We start from the raw sequence: 15,244 nt of genomic DNA on the forward strand, positions 1-15,244 counted from the left end.
TCGAACGTTGGTGTCGACAAGGAAAATCGAGCGTCACGCAATGCATAATCGAGATCCGGGAATGCATTTGCGGCCGCTCGCCGTACGTCGCTATCAGCGCCTACGAATAGAGCGTGCCAGCCGTGGGGTATCGGCCACAGTAGTAATTGTCATGCCCTACATGAGGCTTCCTCATGTTCCGTACCTATGGCCGCCCCACGTGCTCGATCGCCATCCTGACAAGCACTTTCCGACCTAAGGACGACATCCGTTCGGCCAATAATCGGGCGCCCGGAAGTCAGTGAGAAGGCTTCACGTTCAACATGACATTTGCAACTGTCATTGGGCGCCACCGCTCTGGCAGCGTCTTTATCGCGGGTGTCAAACAGGAGACAAAATGAAAGAGTTCCGCGCGCGGGTCGGAGCCGGGCCATGAGGGTTCTGCACATCATCTCCACGTTGGCCGAGGGCGGCGCCGAGCATCAGCTCCGGCTGCTGGTACGCCGGCTGCCGTACGACTGCGAGGTCGTCACGCTGTCGCGGCCCGGCGCCGTCGCCGCCGCCCTGCGCGCCGACGGCACGACCGTGCACGAAGTGATCACCACCCGCGACCGCGACCTGTCCGCGGTGATCAAGTTGCGCCGCCTCATCCGGCTCGGCCACTTCGACGTGGTGCACACCCACCTCTACCGCGCCTGCGTGCAGGGCCTCTTCGCGGCCCGGCTGGCCGGCGTGCGGCACGTGGTCGCCACCGAGTACCACCTCGGCGGCGACGGGGGCGCCCGCGCCCTGTACCTGATCGGCGAGCGGCTCGGCCGGCTCACGATCGCGGCGTCCGAGCCGATCGCCGGCCGGCTGCGCGCCCTCGGCGTGCCGGACGAGCGGATCACGGTCATCCCCAAGGCGATCGATCCCGCCGAGTTCCGCTACGACCCGGCGCTGCGCGCCGCGGCCCGGGCGCGCCTGGGCATCGGGCCGGGCGTGCGGGTGATCGGCGGCGTGGGCCGGCTCGAGCCGGGCAAGAGGTTCGACCGCCTGATCCGGGCCGTCGGCGAGGTGCCGGAGGCGATCCTGCTGCTGGTCGGCGACGGCTCGGCCCGGCCCGCGCTGGAGCGGCTCGCCGTCATCGAGGGCGTCGCCGACCGGGTGACCTTCGCCGGCGCGGTCGGCCACGCCCGGGAGATGCTCTGCGCGATGGACGTCTTCGCGTCACCGTCGGACGAGGACACGTTCGGGCTGGTGGTGCTCGAGGCGCTCGCCAGCGGCCTGCCCGCGCTGTACGCGGTCTGCCCGCCGCTGGAGGAGCTGGCCGCGGCCCGGTCCGCCGTCGGGGGCGCCGAGCGGCTCTCCCCGCACGACCCGGAGTCGTTGCCGCGCAAACTCCGTACCGAGCTGCTCTGTTTCGAGGAACGCCGCGGCGCCCGCCTGCCGGCCCGCTCGGCGGGCGAGCGCTACGACGCCGCCGAGCTGGCCGCGTCGGTCGGGCAGCTCTACGAGCGGATGGCCGGCGGCCGCTCCCCGCTGCGGCGGGGCACGAGGGAGCAGTCCTCCATCGCGCGCCCGAACGAGGGGAAACGCAGGAGGCGGCGCAGGGCGACGTAGCCGAGCAGCGCGCCCAGCGTGTTCGACAGCAGGTCGTTGACGTCCGCCCACCGGTCGCCGTGCAGGGTGAGGTCGAGGATCGCCTGCGTGGCCTCGATTCCCGCGCTGAGCAGGAAGCCCACGAGCACGACCCGGCCCCGGTCCCGGATCCCGAACACGAGGCGGAGCACCGCCGCGAGCGGGAGCGTCATGACGATGTTCAGCAGGAAGTCGTCCACCCGCATGGTGGTCAGCGGGACCAGGATGATCCGGTAGAGCTCGGGCTCGCCGGCGTTCTCGCCCCAGGCCAGCCGCAACGGCAGCATGGTCGCGCCGAGCACGGCGACCAGGTACCACCCCGCGGCACAGGCCGTCACGAACCGCCGCGGCGTGAGCAGCCCGCGCCGGCGGAGCACGGCCCAGGACACGACCATGAGGACGGTCCCCAATGGGAGCAGAATCGGCAGCGCCGGCACTTCGAGCTGATCAGATGGCATCCGGACCAAGAATACCGAGGCGGGCGCCCGGTGCTCAGCGCAACCAGCCGCCCTTACGGGCGATGCGGATCGCGTCGAGGCGGTTGCGTGCGCCGGTCTTCGTGATGACGGCCGAGAGATAGTTGCGCACGGTGCCGCCGGAGAGATAGAGCCGGCCCGCGATCTCGCGCACCGACTCGCCCTCGGCCGCGAGCCCGAGCACCTCCAGCTCCCGGGTGCTGAGCCCCCGGTCGGTGTTCAGCGAGGCGGCCTGCAGCATCGGGGACACGACGCGCTCTCCGGCCGCGAGCCGGCGGATGGAATCCGCGAGCACCGCGTCGGAGGCGTCCTTGAGGACGAAATTGAGCCCGCCGGCCCAGCGGCGCGGCGGAAGCATTCCGCGTTTGGCCGGATCGCACAGCAGCAGCATCGAGCAGGACGGAATGGTGGCGTGCAACTCCTCGGCGAGCGGCAACACCTGACTGACCATGTATTCGGTGTCGATCACGATCACGTTCGGCCACAACTCGGCGGCGCGGGCCGGAAGATCGCCGCTGAGCGTCAGGGTACCGACGTAGTGAATGTCAGGTTTGGCCTCTAGCAGTGTTCGTACCGGGACCCCGAAGTATCCCTCGTCTCTCACCACCACAACCCGGATCATCACACCACCTAGTCTGTCAGCCGGGATCCCTGTTTCTCCACCTGTCTACTTCGGAGATGCCAGTCCCACCGGATCGGCCATTTGTACGAGAGGGTCGGTACAGATGATCTTTATAGGTAATGTTTCCGCAGTTCAACACGCATTTGTGCCATTCAATTGCTGGCACACCCACGCCTACTCAACGTACCGGCAAGCACACGCTACGAACACAGCCCTAGCCGATCGACTGAGTCAGAAGTACCGGATCTTCGTGCAGTGCCCGCCGAATCGACGGTGAAACAGATCGTAATAAACTTGACCCACGGATATGTCCGCAGTCAAAGCTTTTCACCCGATATATACAAGGGCGAGTTTCGCCGCCGGTCGGCGGCGGGTACTGCCCGGCGCATGGCAGATTTCGCGACCCAGGTCCTCAAGCGGGTGCTGACGCCGATCGCGGCGCTGCTCGCCGTCATGATCGCACTGGGCCTGCTCATCACGAGGGTCATCCCGCACGCCTGGCCGCTGACCGTCGAGGACTCGGTCAATCGCGAACTCGAGCGCGACCGCACCCACGACATCAGCATGTTCTCGCTGATCTTCAGCACCCTGGCCAGCACCCCGGCGATCATCGCCGTGACGATCCTCGCGGCGATCGTGCTGCGCCTGACGCTCAAGCGCTGGCGGGAATCGATCTTCCTGTGCGCGGCGGTCTGCGCCCAGGCGCTGATCTTCTTCCTGACCACACTGATGATCGACCGGCCGCGCCCCGAGGTCGACCACATGGACACCTCGCCGCCCACCTCGAGCTTCCCGTCCGGCCACACCTCGGCGTCGGTCGCCCTCTACCTGGGACTGGCCGTGATCCTGTACCGGCTGACCGACCGCACCGGGCTCAGGGCGGCGTGCTGGCTGCTGCTGCTCGTGCCGCTCGGCGTGGCGCTGGGCCGGATGTACCGCGGCATGCACCACCCCACCGACGTGCTCGCGTCGTTCGTCAACGGCGGCATCTGCGTGTGGGTCATGGCCCGGGCCATCCTCGACCGCGGCGCGATCCGGCACCGGGAACTCGCCGCCGGACGCCGCCGCGGCGGGTCGTCCGGCTGACGGCCGGCACGCCGCCGGCTGTGATCTTCGGTGCGGCGGCGGACCGGTCGGTGCGCGCCCGATCGTCGCCGGTTAGGCTTTCCTAACTTGAGAGCGGGGTGGGGCGTGGCCGAACCGGAGTCTCTGGCCGATCTGCTGGGCGGCCGGCGGGCCGCGCTGGACGCGACCGTACCCCCGGTGATCTTCGTCGTGGCCTGGCTCGCCGGTGGCCGCTCGATCTGGGTCGGCGCCGGCGCCGCCGTGGTCGCCGCCCTGGCGGTCGCCGCCTGGCGCCTGTGGCAGGGCGGCAAGCCCCGCGCCGTCCTGATCGGCCTGCTCGGCGTCTGCGTCGCCGCGCTGATCGCCCTGCGTACGGGGCGCGCCGAGGACTTCTTCCTGCTGCAGATCGTGACCAACGCCGCCAGCGCGCTGGCGTGGGCGGTCAGCATCGTCATCCGCTGGCCGCTGCTCGGCGTCATCGTCGGCGCGGTGCTCGGCCAGAAGACGCGCTGGCGCCGCGATCCCGCGCTGCTGCGGGCGTACTGCCTGGGCAGTTGGGTCTGGGTCGGGCAGTATCTGGTCCGCCTCGCCGTGTTCGTCCCGCTCTGGGCGGCGCACGCGGTGATGGCGCTGGGCGTCGCGCGCGGCGTGCTCACCTGGCCGCTGGTCGCCGCCTGCCTCGCGGTCAGCTGGTGGGTGATCCGCCGCAGCCTGCCGGCCGGGCACCCCGGCCTGCGGCATCCGCGGTCAGCGGTCGACGCCCACGCCGACCGTCTCGCGTGACTCGACCACCGTGTCGAAGCCCTCGCGGTGCATCGTGCCCCACTCCGCCCGGCGCCCGTGCAGCGCGCCGAGCGCGCCGCGGACCTGCCACACCGCGAGGATCTGCCGGTAGCCGAAGTTCTCCAGGATCGCGGCCAGCACGCCGCGCGCCAGGTCGCCCCAGCGCGGATAGCGGTGGAACGAGACCTCCTCGATGAAGAGCGCGACCAGGCTGACCAGCAGGCCGTAGCCGTAGGCGACCAGCACGAAACGCCAGAGGAACGCGACGTCGATCGCGTCGACCAGGAGACCGAGCGGCAGCAGCACCAGGGCGGCCAGTTCGACGAACGGCGCCAGCAGCTCGAAGACCACGTAGTACGGCAGCGCGACCAGGCCGATGCGGCCGTAGCGGGGGTTGAGGATCATGCCGCGGTGCTTGCGCAGGATCTCCGCGATGCCGCGGTGCCAGCGCCGCCGCTGCCGGCCCAGCACCCGCAGGCTCGACGGGGCCTCGCTCCAGCTCACCGGCTCGGCCACGAAGACGACCCGGTAGTCCTCCTTGAGCTGCCGCAGGTGGCGGTGCAGCCGGACGACCAGCTCGGCATCCTCGCCGATGGTGTCGTGCGCCATGCCGCCGATCCGCACGAGCAGATCGCGGCGGAAGAGGCCGAACGCGCCGGAGATGACCACCAGCCCGCCGAGGCGGGACCAGCCGGTGCGGCCCATCAGGAACGCACGCAGGTACTCGACCACCTGGATGCGGCCCAGCCACCGCCTCGGCATCCGCACGTCGACGACGCGGCCGCCGATCACCTTGCAGCCGTTGGCGATGCGCACGACGCCGCCGCAGGCCACCACCCGCAGCGGGTCGTCGGCGAAGGGCTTGGCCACCGAGAGCAGCGCGTCCGGGTCCAGCACCGAGTCGGCGTCGACCATGCAGATCAGCGGGTGCCGGGTCAGGTTGATGCCGACGTTGAGCGCGTCGGCCTTGCCGCCGTTGGTCTTGCGGACCACGGTCAGCGTCTCCGGGTTGGCGCGGGCGACGTGCACGGAGAGCACCCGGGACTGGTACGGGACCTCGCCGGGCACCACCCGCGGCACCTCGACCAGGTCGAAATGGGCGCGCAGCAGCTCGAACGTGTCGTCGGTCGACCCGTCGTCGACGACCACCACCTCGTAGCGCGGATAGCGCAGCGCGGTCATCGCGGTCACCGCGGGGACGATCCCCGCGCCCTCGTTGTACGCGGGCACGATCACCGAGACCGGCAGCGTGAGCGGGCTGCGGAACATGTCGTCGGCGCCGGCGAACGGTACGCGCCGCAGGTGTTTGCCGAACTCGAGCCCGGCCAGCACCATGAGCACCAGGTAGCTGGTGTTGAGCCCGATGAAGTACGCGAAGATCGCGACGTCGGTGAAGCGCAGAATCTCGCGTACGGCCTCGGTCATGCCGCCGCCCCCACCCGCTCGGCGCCGACCTGTGACAACGCCAGGGCCTCCAGGGCGTGGCTCACCGACACGCCGTCCGAGGCCGACGGCCGGCGATGCGTGCCGGCGCCCTCGGCCCGTTCCGCCTCGACCGCCGCGGTCAGCGCCTCGGTGCCGGGCGCGCCGAGCCGGCGCAGGGCGTGCGCCGCCTCGTGCGCCACCTGGAACTCGTCGTCGTCGAGCAGCTCCGCCAGCGTCGGCACGGCGGACGGCGCGCCAAGCACGCCGAGCGCGCGGGCGGCGGCGGCCCGCAGCGGCGCCGGCCGCGACGAGCGCAACGCCAGCGTCAGCGGTTCGAGCGCGGTACGCGTGCCGAGCCTGCCGAGGTTCGTGGCGGCGGCGATCCGCACGTCGAGGACGGTGTCGTCGCGCAGCACCCGGGCGACGCGGTGCGCCGATCCGGTCGCGCCGAGCAGGCCGAGCGCGTCCAGGCACACCGCACGGATGCGGGCCTGCGGGTGGTCGAGCGCGGCCGAGAGGGTCACCTCCGCCTCGGCGCCGAGCTGCGCGAGGGCGTGCGTGGCCAGCAGCGACGGCAGCGGGTCGGCGCGGTCCAGGCTGGCGATGATCCGCCAGGCGGCGGCCGGGTCGCCGATGCGGCCCAGCGCGCGGACGGTCACCACGCGCACCTCCGGGTGCCGGTCGGTGAGCAACCGGCACAGCTCGGGTACGGCCTGGCGCAGCGCGAGGTCGCCGAGCACCTGTGCGGCGCGGGCCCGCTTGACCCGGCTGCGCGAGCGCAGGTCGCGCTGCGCGGCGCGGGCGACACCGCGGCGCAGGAAGACGGAGACGAGCCCGAGGTGCGCCTCGCCGCGGAGCTTGCCGAGCAGGGCGAGCGCGGCGGGCTCGACGGCGCGCCAGGCGTCATCCGGGATGGCGACGAGGTCGTGGCTGCCCTCTTCGCCGTTGTCCGCGACGAAGGCGAGCAGCGCCCGGCGCGGGCCGACGGCGAGCTCGGCCCGCCTGCGGTTGCGGCTCCTGCGGAACACCCGGACCGTGATGATGGCGAGCGCGATCACGGCCACGATGCCGGCGAGGATCTCGATGACGAGGGTGAAGAGCCCGAGCATCAGCTGCCCGCCCGGGCCAGCGCGGCCTCGACGCGTTCCTGCAGTTCGCCCGGGCTGAACGGCCTGACGATGTGGCCGGTGGCGCCGGCCGCGTACCCCTGCTCGAGGTCCTCCGGGCGCGACCGCGCGGTGAGCATGATGATCGGGACGGGCGCGGTCACAGGTCCGGCCCGCAGCTCGCGGCAGACGTCGATGCCGCAGAGCGCCGGCATCCGCACGGCGAGCAGCACGAGATCCGGCGGCTGCTCGCGGGCGGCGCACAGGGCGGTGGGCCCGTCGGCGGCGCCGACCACGTCGAAGCCGCCGTTGGTCAGGCGGTCGGAGACGAGGTGACGGATATCCGGATCGTCCTCGACCAGGAGGATCGTGCTCATCGTCGCCTTCCCGCCGCTCCGGACCCGCTCCGTGCCGTGTCGAATATATCCGTTATGTGAGCATCGTTCGCGGCGAACGGCGGCAATGCCGCTGTACTCGACGGCTTAGGCTGCTGGGCATGGTGGAGCAGGCGAGCAGGCTCAGGAACGTCCGCTACGACATCCGCGGGCCGGTGCTGCGCCGCGCCCAGGAGCTGGAGGCCGCGGGTCACCGCATCCTCAAGCTCAACCTGGGCAACCCGGCGCCGTGGGGGCTGAGCACCCCGGAGCCGATCGTCACCGACATGGTGCACAACCTCGGCGACGCCGAGGGCTACAGCGACGCCCGGGGCATCTACTCCGCCCGCGTCGCCGTCGCGCAGTACTACCAGACCCTTGGCGTCGAGAACGTGCAGCCCGACGACGTCTTCCTCGGCAACGGCGTCTCCGAGCTCATCGTGATGTCGTTGCAGGCGCTGCTCAACACCGGCGACGAGGTGCTGGTACCGAGCCCTGACTATCCGCTGTGGACCGGCGCGGTGACGCTGTGCGGCGGGCGGCCGGTGCACTACCGCTGCGACGAGAACGAGGGCTGGGCGCCCGACCTCGAACACGTCGCCGCCCAGGTCACCCCGAACACCCGGGCCCTGGTGATCATCAACCCGAACAACCCGACCGGCGCGGTCTACTCGCGGGAGACCCTGCTGGGCCTGCTGGAGATCGCCCGCCGCAACGACCTGCTCGTGCTCGCGGACGAGATCTACGACAAGATCCTGTACGACGGCGCGAGGCACGAGTGCGCCGCGGCGCTCGCGCCGGACCTGCTGGTGCTCACCATGAGCGGGCTGTCGAAGGCGTACCGGGCGGCGGGCTTCCGCTCGGGCTGGATGGCGATCAGCGGTCCGACCACCCACGCGACGGAGTACCTGGAGGGCGTGCAGCTGCTCGCCAACATGCGCCTGTGCCCGAACGTGCCGGCGCAGCACGCGGTGCAGACCGCGCTGGGCGGCTACCAGAGCATCAACAACCTGATCCGCCCCGGCGGCCGCCTGTACGAGCAGCGCAACCACGCCTGGGACAAGTTCAACGAGATCCCGGGTGTCAGCTGCGTCAAGCCGCAGGGCGCGCTGTACCTCTTCGCCCGCCTCGACCCGGAGATCCACAAGATCCGCGACGACCAGCGGATGATCATCGATCTACTGGAGCAGCAGTTGATGCTGCTCTCGCACGGAACGGGCTTCAACCTGCCGACCCCGGATCATCTGCGAATGGTGTTCCTCGCGCCGGTCGACGTCCTCGACGACGCCACCGACCGCCTGCGCCGTTTCCTGGAGACCTACCGCCAGTAGTGCCCCCGTCGCATGTTTGCGGGGGCCATGTACCGTCTGCCGGTCGGATCGGAGATCGTCTCTGTCCGGCTGAGGCAGAGACGGTCGGCTGATGGGAGAACCGGTGGACGTACGCAGGCTGCTCACCGGCATGGGCGTGTCGATAGCCGCAATCGCGCTGGCCGGTTGCACGTCGTCCGGTGGGGGCGTCGAGACGCCGGGGCTCGAGCCGCGCGGGACGGTCCTCACCACCGTCAAGCCGACCCGGCAGGACCTCACCAACAAGATCAGCCTGGCCGGCAAGGTGACCATCAACCCGGTCTTCGGGATCGTCGCGCCCAAGAGCGGCGAGCTGCGGTACCTGCAGCGGCCGCCAACGCCGACGCAGTTCGACCAGGAGACCTGGGTGGCGACGGTCTGGCGCAAGGGCAAGCCCTACTCGGTCGAGATCCCCGCGGGTGCGACCCTGGCGGGCCGGCTGATGGAGGACCGGTCCGACGTCACCGCCGGCATGCCGGTCGTGTCGGCCCGGCACATCGGGTACGGCATCGTCGCCGACATCGACAGCGCGCTGGCGTACCGGATCTCCGGCGCCGCCAAGTCCGTCGAGGGGCAGATCAAGAACGGGCCGGGCCCGTTCAAGTGCAAGCCGCTCGGCACGATCGCGGCGCTGCCGGCCGGCACCATCCCCGAGCCGCCGCCGGCCTCGCCCGCGCCGGAGGCCTCCGGCAAGGCGCCCGAGCCCCAGCCCGAGCCGGAGTCGCCGGGCGGCGCCGAAGGCTCGGAGCCGACCGGGCTCCAGCTCGTCTGCACCGCGCCCTCCGGCGTCAAGCTGATCAACGGCGCCGCCGTCACCCTGAACCTGGTCACCGGCCGGGCCGACAACGCGATGGTGCTGCCGGTCGAGGCGATCGCCGGCACGCAGGGCCGGGGCAAGGTCGACGTGGTCGGCGCGGATCGCGAGCGCAAGACCGTCGACGTGGTCCTCGGCCTCACCGACGGCAAGGTCGTGCAGATCAAGTCGGGCCTCAAGGGCGACGAGACCATCGCCATCCCCGGCCCGAACCTGCCGACCGCGGCCCCCGGTGCCGAGGACAACCCGTCCGGGATCCCCGGATGACCGCGCTGATCGAACTGACCGGCATCACCAAGGTCCTCAAGGGGCAGCAGCAGGCCCGGACGATCCTCGGCGGTGTCGACCTGAGCGTGCACGCGGGCGAGAGCGTCGCGATCGTCGGCCGCTCCGGCTCCGGCAAGAGCACCCTGCTCAGCGTCGTGGGCCTGTTCGACCGCCCGGACGAGGGCAGCTACCTGCTCGGCGGCCAGGAGATCAGCAGGCTGAAGGAGCGCCGGGCCGCCAAGCTGCGCAGCTCGCACTTCGGGTTCGTGTTCCAGCGGTTCTTCCTGCTCAAGCACCTGACCGCCGCCCAGAACGTGGCCATGGCGCTGGTCAACGGGCAGGGCTGGCTGCCGCGCCGCGACCGCCGGGCCCAGGTCATGGAGGCGCTCGACCAGGTCGGCGTCGCGCACCTGGCAAAGAACCGGCCGCCCCGGCTGTCCGGCGGCGAGCAGCAGCGGGTGGCCATCGCCCGGGCCCTGGTACGCCGCCCGAAGGTGCTGCTCGCCGACGAGCCGACCGGCGCGCTCGACACCGAGACCGGCGCACTGGTGATCGACGCCCTGCTCGAGGCCACCACCCGCGGCTGCGGCCTCATCCTGGTCACCCACGACCGCGACCACGCGGCCCGCATGGGCCGCACCCTCGACCTGGTCGACGGCACCCTCACCGAGCGGGCTCCGGCGGGGGTGACGGCATGAGGCGACTTTCTGGGCGGGGGCGGTCCGCGCTGATCATCGGCGTTCAGGGGATCCGGGCCCGGAAGCTGCGCACCCTGCTGTCCATGGTGAGCCTCTTCCTCGGCGTGCTCGCCGTGGTGGTCGTGCAGGCCGGCGCCAGCATCGCCGAGCGCGCGCTCTTCGCCGACGTCGAGCTCAGCCAGGGCATCGACGGCACCAAGGTGATGGAGGTGCCGATGCAGCCGCAGGCGGCGGAGATCGTCCTCGGCACCGTGCGCGGCCGATCCGACGTGACGGCCATGCTCAGCGTCGCGGCGATCATCGGCGAGCCCGGCGTCGCGCCCGTCAACGAGGGCGGCTCGCCGTTCGACGAGGACTGGGGCCCGTCCCAGGTCTGCTACCCGGATCAGCCCTGCGAGCCCGCCGAGGCCGCCCCGCCCGGTCAGGCCATCCAGGTGCAGCTCACCGCCATGACCGCCGACATCCGCCCGTTCCGCCCGTTCCGGCCCAAGAGCGGCGAGTGGCTCGACTTCTCCACGGTGCCGGCGATGGCGCCGCGGCTCGTCATCAACCTCGAGGCCGCGAAGGGCTTCTCGCGCTACAAGGTGCCCGCCGAGATGCGCGTCGGCGGCGCGGCGGTGAACGTCACCCCGCAGGTCGTCGGCGTGGTCGACGACGGCGGCTATGAGCCCCGCGCCTACGTCCGGCTGGACGAGCTCTCCACCTGGCTGCCGCCGGCCGGCCTGGCCGACCCGAACAGCGGCGGCGGGATGCAGGTGCTGCTGGCCGGCTCGACGCCGGTCGAGCAGGTGCTGACGACCAAGCTGCGGGGAGCCGGCGCGGAGGTCTACGTCTCCACCGTCGACTCCCGCGAGCAGGGGCAGAACGAGATCCGGCTGCTGCGCCTGGTCTTCCTCGCGATGGCCGGACTGGTCCTGCTGATCGGCGTCGCCGGCATCCTCAACGTCGGCCTCGCCACGGTCGGCGAACGGATCGAGGAGTTCGCCCTGCGCCGGGCGGTCGGCACCCCGCGTTCGCTGCTGGCCGGGATCGTGCTCGCCGAGACCCTGCTGACCGGGCTGCTCACCGCGGCGGCGGCGATCGGCGTCAGCGTGGTCGGGCTGAAGGCGATCTCTGCGCTGGTCGGCGAGTCCGAACCGTTCCTGCGCGACCTGCAGTTCCCCTGGGACGCCGGGGTGGCGGGCATCATCGCCGGCCTCATCGCCGGCATCCTGGGCGGGTTCGTCCCGGCCCTGCGGGCCGCCCGCATCCCGATCGCGACCGTCATGCGCGCCTGACGCGCCGTCCGCGGCTGCCTGGCCGCTACTCCGCTGCCAGGTACGCCGTGGTGAACGGTTCCAGGCGGGCGCGCAGATCCGCGTAGGCCGCCACCGTCAACGGGGTCACCACGACGCCGACGATCAGCGTGGCCACCCCCTCGAAGACCGTGTCCAGCAGCGAACTGGCGACGATGGCACCCGTGTCGGCGGTGGTCGGGTCGACGAACGCGGACCCGGTGGCGAGCATGGTCACCACCACGCTCGCCGCGCCGAAGAGCAGCGTGCCGCCGACACTCAGGCCGACGATCGTGGCGATCCGCCCGACGGAGGCACCGAAGTCGTGGTTGAAGAGGCGGAAACACCGGGAGATGGCGTTGCCCGGCTCGAACAACACCACGACCGGCAGCAGGACGAAGACCGCACCGACGTAGAAGGCGGGCAGAATGCAGGCGAAGACCGCGGCGACGGCGATCAGGCCGGCCAGCAGCGACCAGCCGATCAGCGCCGGCACCCGCGGCAGAACCGCCCGCACCGCCCGCCCGACCCGCACCTCCCCGCCGGTGGCGATGGTGACAACCAGCCGCGCCGACACCAGCGTGCCGATCGCATAGATCAGCCCCGCCAGGCCCGCGGCGAGCCCTGCGGTGCCGATGACGGTGAGGAATCGGCCGAACTCGAAGGTGTCCGCGAAAGGATCGTCCGCCGAGCGCGCGGCGGCGAGTTGTTCGTACAGCCCGATCGGGATCAGCAGGGCCAGGGCCGGGATGGCGGTGACGGCCTGCACCAGGGCCAGCGGCCGCCATCCTCGCCGTACCACGGCGAAGCCGCGCCGCCACCAGCCCGCGTAGTCGGCGCTGACCAGCGGATCGGACGGGTCGAACGGCGGGGCACCGTACGCCGGCTGCGAGCCGGGATAGAAGGCCATGGCCGCGGGCGGACCGGCCTGCGGCCAGGCGGGTTGGTCGTCGGGCTGCGCGCCGAAGGGACCGGCGGGCGGGGACTGCGACATGCCGGTCACTCCGAACGGACGTTGGCCAAGATCGCAGAACATACCCGCGGCCACCGCGGTCCGGTAAGGCCGGTACGGGCGTGCCGAACGGGCCGATCGGGCAGATTGACCTCTCCGGTCGGGGCTCAGCGCGCGCCCGCGTCCTCCAGCCAGTCGTACCAGGATTCGATGTTGTCGCCGGTGGTCGCGGAGACGGCCAGCACGTGCGCTCCGGGGTTCACCGCCTTCACGTGCGCGCGGCAGGCGGCGAGGTCGAAGTCGACGTACGGGAGCAGGTCCGTCTTGTTAACGATCACCAGGTCGGCCGCGGCGAACATGTACGGGTACTTCAGGGGCTTGTCGGTGCCCTCCGTCACCGAGACGATGACGACCTTGCCGTTCTCGCCGAGGTCGAACAGCGCCGGGCAGACCAGGTTGCCGACGTTCTCGATGAACAGCAGCGAGCCCGCCGCCGGGTCCAGCTCGTCCAGCGCCTCGCCGACCATCCTCGCCTCGAGGTGGCAGCCCGCCCCCGTGTTCACCTGCACGGCCGCGCAGCCGGTGCGCCGGATCCGGTCCGCGTCGAGCGGCGTCTCCTGGTCGCCCTCGATCACCGCGACGCCGCGGCGGCCCGAGGTGTCACGGATGGTGCGCTCGAGCAGGGTGGTCTTGCCCGCGCCCGGTGAGCTCATCAGGTTGACGGCGAGGATGCCGAGGCCGGCGAGCCGGCCTCGGTTGGCCCGCGCCAGCGCGTCATTCTTCGCGAGCACCTTCTGCTCGAGTGTGACGATCTCGGTCGAGTTGATCTCGTGCGAATGACCGATCTCTTGCGGGTGATCGTGTGACTCGCCGCAGCCGCAGGTGGTACACATTTCTCAGCCCACTTCCATGGAAAGGATCCGCAATTCACGCCCGGCCGTCACGTGGACGTTCGCGCTGCCGCAGGGGCACAACAGAATAAGATCATCGAGCACGATGTCGGCGTCGCAGTCACCGCAGTGGGCGACGCCCGGGCGGGCTACGACATCGAGCCGCGCGCCCTGCGCCACGGTGCCCTCCACCGCGAGATCGAAGCAGAACCGCATGGCCTCGGGCACCACCGCCGTCAACGCTCCTACCTCGACTTTCACGCTGTGGACGGCGCGACCGGCGGCGCGCTCGCAGACCGCGTCGACGACGCTCTGGGTGATCGACAGCTCGTGCATTGTGGCCTCGTCCCGGCCGGATCGAATCATTAGCAGCGTTGACATAATTACACGCTCGGCGACTAGGGTGTCAGGTACGTCACACCGACGGGCCGAGTGTCGTAGGGGTCCCTTCCAGGCCCCGGAAAGCGGTTTTCATGCCTTCACCGGAAGCACTGAAAGCGGCTGACACGCTGATTCACGTTTTGTGGATCAATGCGGGCCTCAGCTGCGACGGCGACTCCGTCGCGCTGACCGCCGCGACCCAGCCCAGCATCGAGGAGATCGCGCTCGGCGCGTTGCCCGGACTTCCCCAGGTCGCCGTGCACTGGCCGCTGATCGACTTCGAGTGCGGGCCGAACGGCGGCGCGGACGACTTCCTCGAGTGGTTCTTCAAGGCCGACCGCGGCGAGCTGGAGCCCTTCGTCCTGGTCGTCGAGGGATCGATCCCCAACGAGAAGCTGCACGACGAGGGCTACTGGTGCGGTTTCGGCAACGACCCCGCCACGGGGCAGCCGATGACCACCAGCGAGTGGCTCGACCGGCTCGCGCCGAAGGCGACGGCGGTCGTGGCGGTCGGCACCTGCGCGACCTACGGCGGCATCCACGCCATGGCCGGCAACCCGACCGGCGCGATGGGCGTGCCCGACTACCTGGGCTGGCAGTGGAAGTCCAAGGCCGGCATCCCGATCGTCTGCGTGCCAGGCTGCCCCATCCAGCCCGACAACCTGTCGGAGACCCTGACCTACCTGCTGTACATGGCCACCGGCCAGGCCCCGATGATCCCGCTCGACGACGCGCTGCGCCCGACCTGGCTGTTCGGCCAGACCGTCCACGAGGGCTGCGACCGCGCGGGCTACTACGAGCAGGCCGACTTCGCCACCGAGTACGGATCACCGAAGTGCATCGTCAAGCTGGGCTGCTGGGGCCCCGTCGTCAAGTGCAACGTGCCCAAGCGCGGCTGGATGAACGGGGTCGGCGGCTGCCCCAACGTGGGCGGCATCTGCATCGGCTGCACCATGCCCGGCTTCCCCGACAAGTTCATGCCGTTCATGGACGAGCCGCCCGGCGGCAAGTTCTCCACCACCGTCGCCGGCCCGTACGGGGCGACGATGCGCCGGCTTCGCAAGATCACTACGCACACCCTCGACCGGGAGCCCAAGTGGCGCCGCCCCGGCCCGACTCTGACCACCGGCGCCACGCGCACCTGGTAATGGCCCAAGCGCCACGGCCAT

The 15,244-nt window shown here is 71.0% G+C and carries 16 protein-coding genes; 8 read left to right on the forward strand and 8 right to left on the reverse strand.

All coding sequences use genetic code 11. The features are described from left to right. The first annotated feature begins 411 nt into the window (after nt 1–411). The gene (locus AB0B58_RS33200) at nt 412–1,581 is read left to right on the forward strand and encodes a glycosyltransferase (RefSeq protein WP_360231876.1); all 1,170 of its coding nucleotides are present in this window, start codon (nt 412–414) and stop codon (nt 1,579–1,581) included. On the opposite strand, the gene AB0B58_RS33205 is transcribed toward AB0B58_RS33200, so the two are convergent. Both AB0B58_RS33205 and AB0B58_RS33210 read right to left on the reverse strand, forming a co-directional pair. Continuing rightward, on the reverse strand, nt 1,470–2,057 hold the full coding sequence (locus AB0B58_RS33205; protein ID WP_360231879.1) for a VanZ family protein: 588 nt from the start codon (nt 2,055–2,057) through the stop codon (nt 1,470–1,472). The two genes, AB0B58_RS33200 and AB0B58_RS33205, sit on opposite strands and share 112 nt — an antisense overlap. 34 nt (nt 2,058–2,091) lie before the next feature. Beyond that, nucleotides 2,092–2,679, reverse strand: a complete 588-nt coding sequence (locus tag AB0B58_RS33210; RefSeq protein ID WP_360231882.1) for a response regulator transcription factor — start codon at nt 2,677–2,679, stop codon at nt 2,092–2,094. A 405-nt stretch (nt 2,680–3,084) separates the two neighbouring features. On the opposite strand from AB0B58_RS33210, the gene AB0B58_RS33215 reads away from it, so the two are divergent. Together AB0B58_RS33215 and AB0B58_RS33220 are read left to right on the forward strand one after the other, a co-directional pair. Then, entirely contained in the window at nt 3,085–3,783 is a 699-nt protein-coding gene (locus AB0B58_RS33215; protein ID WP_360231885.1) for a phosphatase PAP2 family protein, read from the forward strand. A gap of 105 nt (nt 3,784–3,888) precedes the next feature. Beyond that, nucleotides 3,889–4,545: a DUF3159 domain-containing protein gene (locus AB0B58_RS33220; protein ID WP_360231888.1), complete on the forward strand. Its 657-nt coding sequence runs from the start codon at nt 3,889–3,891 to the stop codon at nt 4,543–4,545. On the opposite strand, the gene AB0B58_RS33225 is transcribed toward AB0B58_RS33220, so the two are convergent. The 3 genes from AB0B58_RS33225 to AB0B58_RS33235 are packed head-to-tail and all read right to left on the reverse strand — an operon-like array spanning nt 4,510 to nt 7,453. Then, the gene (locus AB0B58_RS33225; protein ID WP_360231891.1) at nt 4,510–5,970 is read right to left on the reverse strand and encodes a glycosyltransferase; all 1,461 of its coding nucleotides are present in this window, start codon (nt 5,968–5,970) and stop codon (nt 4,510–4,512) included. The genes AB0B58_RS33220 and AB0B58_RS33225 overlap by 36 nt on opposite strands. Further along, nucleotides 5,967–7,079, reverse strand: a complete 1,113-nt coding sequence (locus AB0B58_RS33230) for a HEAT repeat domain-containing protein (protein ID WP_360231894.1) — start codon at nt 7,077–7,079, stop codon at nt 5,967–5,969. Before AB0B58_RS33230 ends, AB0B58_RS33225 begins: the two co-directional genes overlap by 4 nt. Next, nucleotides 7,079–7,453, reverse strand: coding sequence for a response regulator (locus tag AB0B58_RS33235; RefSeq protein ID WP_360231897.1), 375 nt, complete (start codon nt 7,451–7,453; stop codon nt 7,079–7,081). The genes AB0B58_RS33230 and AB0B58_RS33235 overlap by 1 nt, the downstream gene beginning before the upstream one ends. 119 nt (nt 7,454–7,572) lie before the next feature. Between AB0B58_RS33235 and AB0B58_RS33240 the strand changes: the two genes are divergently transcribed. The 4 genes from AB0B58_RS33240 (at nt 7,573) to AB0B58_RS33255 (ending at nt 11,855) form a co-directional block, all read left to right on the forward strand. Continuing rightward, the gene (locus AB0B58_RS33240; RefSeq protein WP_360231901.1) at nt 7,573–8,781 is read left to right on the forward strand and encodes a pyridoxal phosphate-dependent aminotransferase; all 1,209 of its coding nucleotides are present in this window, start codon (nt 7,573–7,575) and stop codon (nt 8,779–8,781) included. 91 nt (nt 8,782–8,872) lie between these two features. Beyond that, nucleotides 8,873–9,880, forward strand: a complete 1,008-nt coding sequence (locus tag AB0B58_RS33245) for an efflux RND transporter periplasmic adaptor subunit (RefSeq protein WP_360231904.1) — start codon at nt 8,873–8,875, stop codon at nt 9,878–9,880. Next, a complete protein-coding gene (locus AB0B58_RS33250) occupies nt 9,877–10,578 on the forward strand; it encodes an ABC transporter ATP-binding protein (RefSeq protein ID WP_360231907.1) in 702 nt (233 codons plus the stop codon). The genes AB0B58_RS33245 and AB0B58_RS33250 overlap by 4 nt, the downstream gene beginning before the upstream one ends. After that, nucleotides 10,575–11,855 carry an ABC transporter permease gene (locus tag AB0B58_RS33255; protein ID WP_360231910.1) on the forward strand — a complete coding sequence of 427 codons (1,281 nt, stop codon included), beginning with the start codon at nt 10,575–10,577 and terminating at the stop codon, nt 11,853–11,855. Before AB0B58_RS33250 ends, AB0B58_RS33255 begins: the two co-directional genes overlap by 4 nt. A gap of 25 nt (nt 11,856–11,880) precedes the next feature. On the opposite strand, the gene AB0B58_RS33260 is transcribed toward AB0B58_RS33255, so the two are convergent. The 3 genes from AB0B58_RS33260 to hypA form a co-directional block, all read right to left on the reverse strand. Further along, on the reverse strand, nt 11,881–12,846 hold the full coding sequence (locus AB0B58_RS33260) for a hypothetical protein (protein WP_360231913.1): 966 nt from the start codon (nt 12,844–12,846) through the stop codon (nt 11,881–11,883). A 125-nt stretch (nt 12,847–12,971) separates the two neighbouring features. Then, on the reverse strand, nt 12,972–13,697 hold the full coding sequence (hypB, locus tag AB0B58_RS33265; RefSeq protein WP_360231916.1) for a hydrogenase nickel incorporation protein HypB: 726 nt from the start codon (nt 13,695–13,697) through the stop codon (nt 12,972–12,974). A 3-nt stretch (nt 13,698–13,700) separates the two neighbouring features. After that, a complete protein-coding gene (hypA, locus tag AB0B58_RS33270; RefSeq protein ID WP_360231920.1) occupies nt 13,701–14,030 on the reverse strand; it encodes a hydrogenase maturation nickel metallochaperone HypA in 330 nt (109 codons plus the stop codon). 185 nt (nt 14,031–14,215) lie between these two features. Here hypA and AB0B58_RS33275 point away from each other — a divergent pair, with 185 nt between their 5' ends. Next, nucleotides 14,216–15,223 carry a hydrogenase expression protein HypE gene (locus AB0B58_RS33275; RefSeq protein ID WP_360231923.1) on the forward strand — a complete coding sequence of 336 codons (1,008 nt, stop codon included), beginning with the start codon at nt 14,216–14,218 and terminating at the stop codon, nt 15,221–15,223. The last annotated feature ends 21 nt before the right edge of the window (nt 15,224–15,244 follow it).

This window comes from Actinoplanes sp. NPDC049118 (assembly GCF_040648555.1).
Taxonomy (GTDB): domain Bacteria; phylum Actinomycetota; class Actinomycetes; order Mycobacteriales; family Micromonosporaceae; genus Actinoplanes.

What these genes read in the sequence shown, in the direction of transcription:
- AB0B58_RS33200 (WP_360231876.1), top strand. Translation starts at nt 412, where the DNA reads ATGAGGGTTCTGCACATCATCTCCACGTTGGCCGAGGGCGGCGCCGAG.
- AB0B58_RS33205 (WP_360231879.1), bottom strand. Translation starts at nt 2,057, where the DNA reads ATGCCATCTGATCAGCTCGAAGTGCCGGCGCTGCCGATTCTGCTCCCA.
- AB0B58_RS33215 (WP_360231885.1), top strand. Translation starts at nt 3,085, where the DNA reads ATGGCAGATTTCGCGACCCAGGTCCTCAAGCGGGTGCTGACGCCGATC.
- AB0B58_RS33225 (WP_360231891.1), bottom strand. Translation starts at nt 5,970, where the DNA reads ATGACCGAGGCCGTACGCGAGATTCTGCGCTTCACCGACGTCGCGATC.
- AB0B58_RS33230 (WP_360231894.1), bottom strand. Translation starts at nt 7,079, where the DNA reads ATGCTCGGGCTCTTCACCCTCGTCATCGAGATCCTCGCCGGCATCGTG.
- AB0B58_RS33235 (WP_360231897.1), bottom strand. Translation starts at nt 7,453, where the DNA reads ATGAGCACGATCCTCCTGGTCGAGGACGATCCGGATATCCGTCACCTC.
- AB0B58_RS33240 (WP_360231901.1), top strand. Translation starts at nt 7,573, where the DNA reads ATGGTGGAGCAGGCGAGCAGGCTCAGGAACGTCCGCTACGACATCCGC.
- AB0B58_RS33245 (WP_360231904.1), top strand. Translation starts at nt 8,873, where the DNA reads ATGGGAGAACCGGTGGACGTACGCAGGCTGCTCACCGGCATGGGCGTG.
- AB0B58_RS33250 (WP_360231907.1), top strand. Translation starts at nt 9,877, where the DNA reads ATGACCGCGCTGATCGAACTGACCGGCATCACCAAGGTCCTCAAGGGG.
- AB0B58_RS33255 (WP_360231910.1), top strand. Translation starts at nt 10,575, where the DNA reads ATGAGGCGACTTTCTGGGCGGGGGCGGTCCGCGCTGATCATCGGCGTT.
- AB0B58_RS33260 (WP_360231913.1), bottom strand. Translation starts at nt 12,846, where the DNA reads ATGTCGCAGTCCCCGCCCGCCGGTCCCTTCGGCGCGCAGCCCGACGAC.
- hypB (WP_360231916.1), bottom strand. Translation starts at nt 13,697, where the DNA reads ATGTGTACCACCTGCGGCTGCGGCGAGTCACACGATCACCCGCAAGAG.
- hypA (WP_360231920.1), bottom strand. Translation starts at nt 14,030, where the DNA reads ATGCACGAGCTGTCGATCACCCAGAGCGTCGTCGACGCGGTCTGCGAG.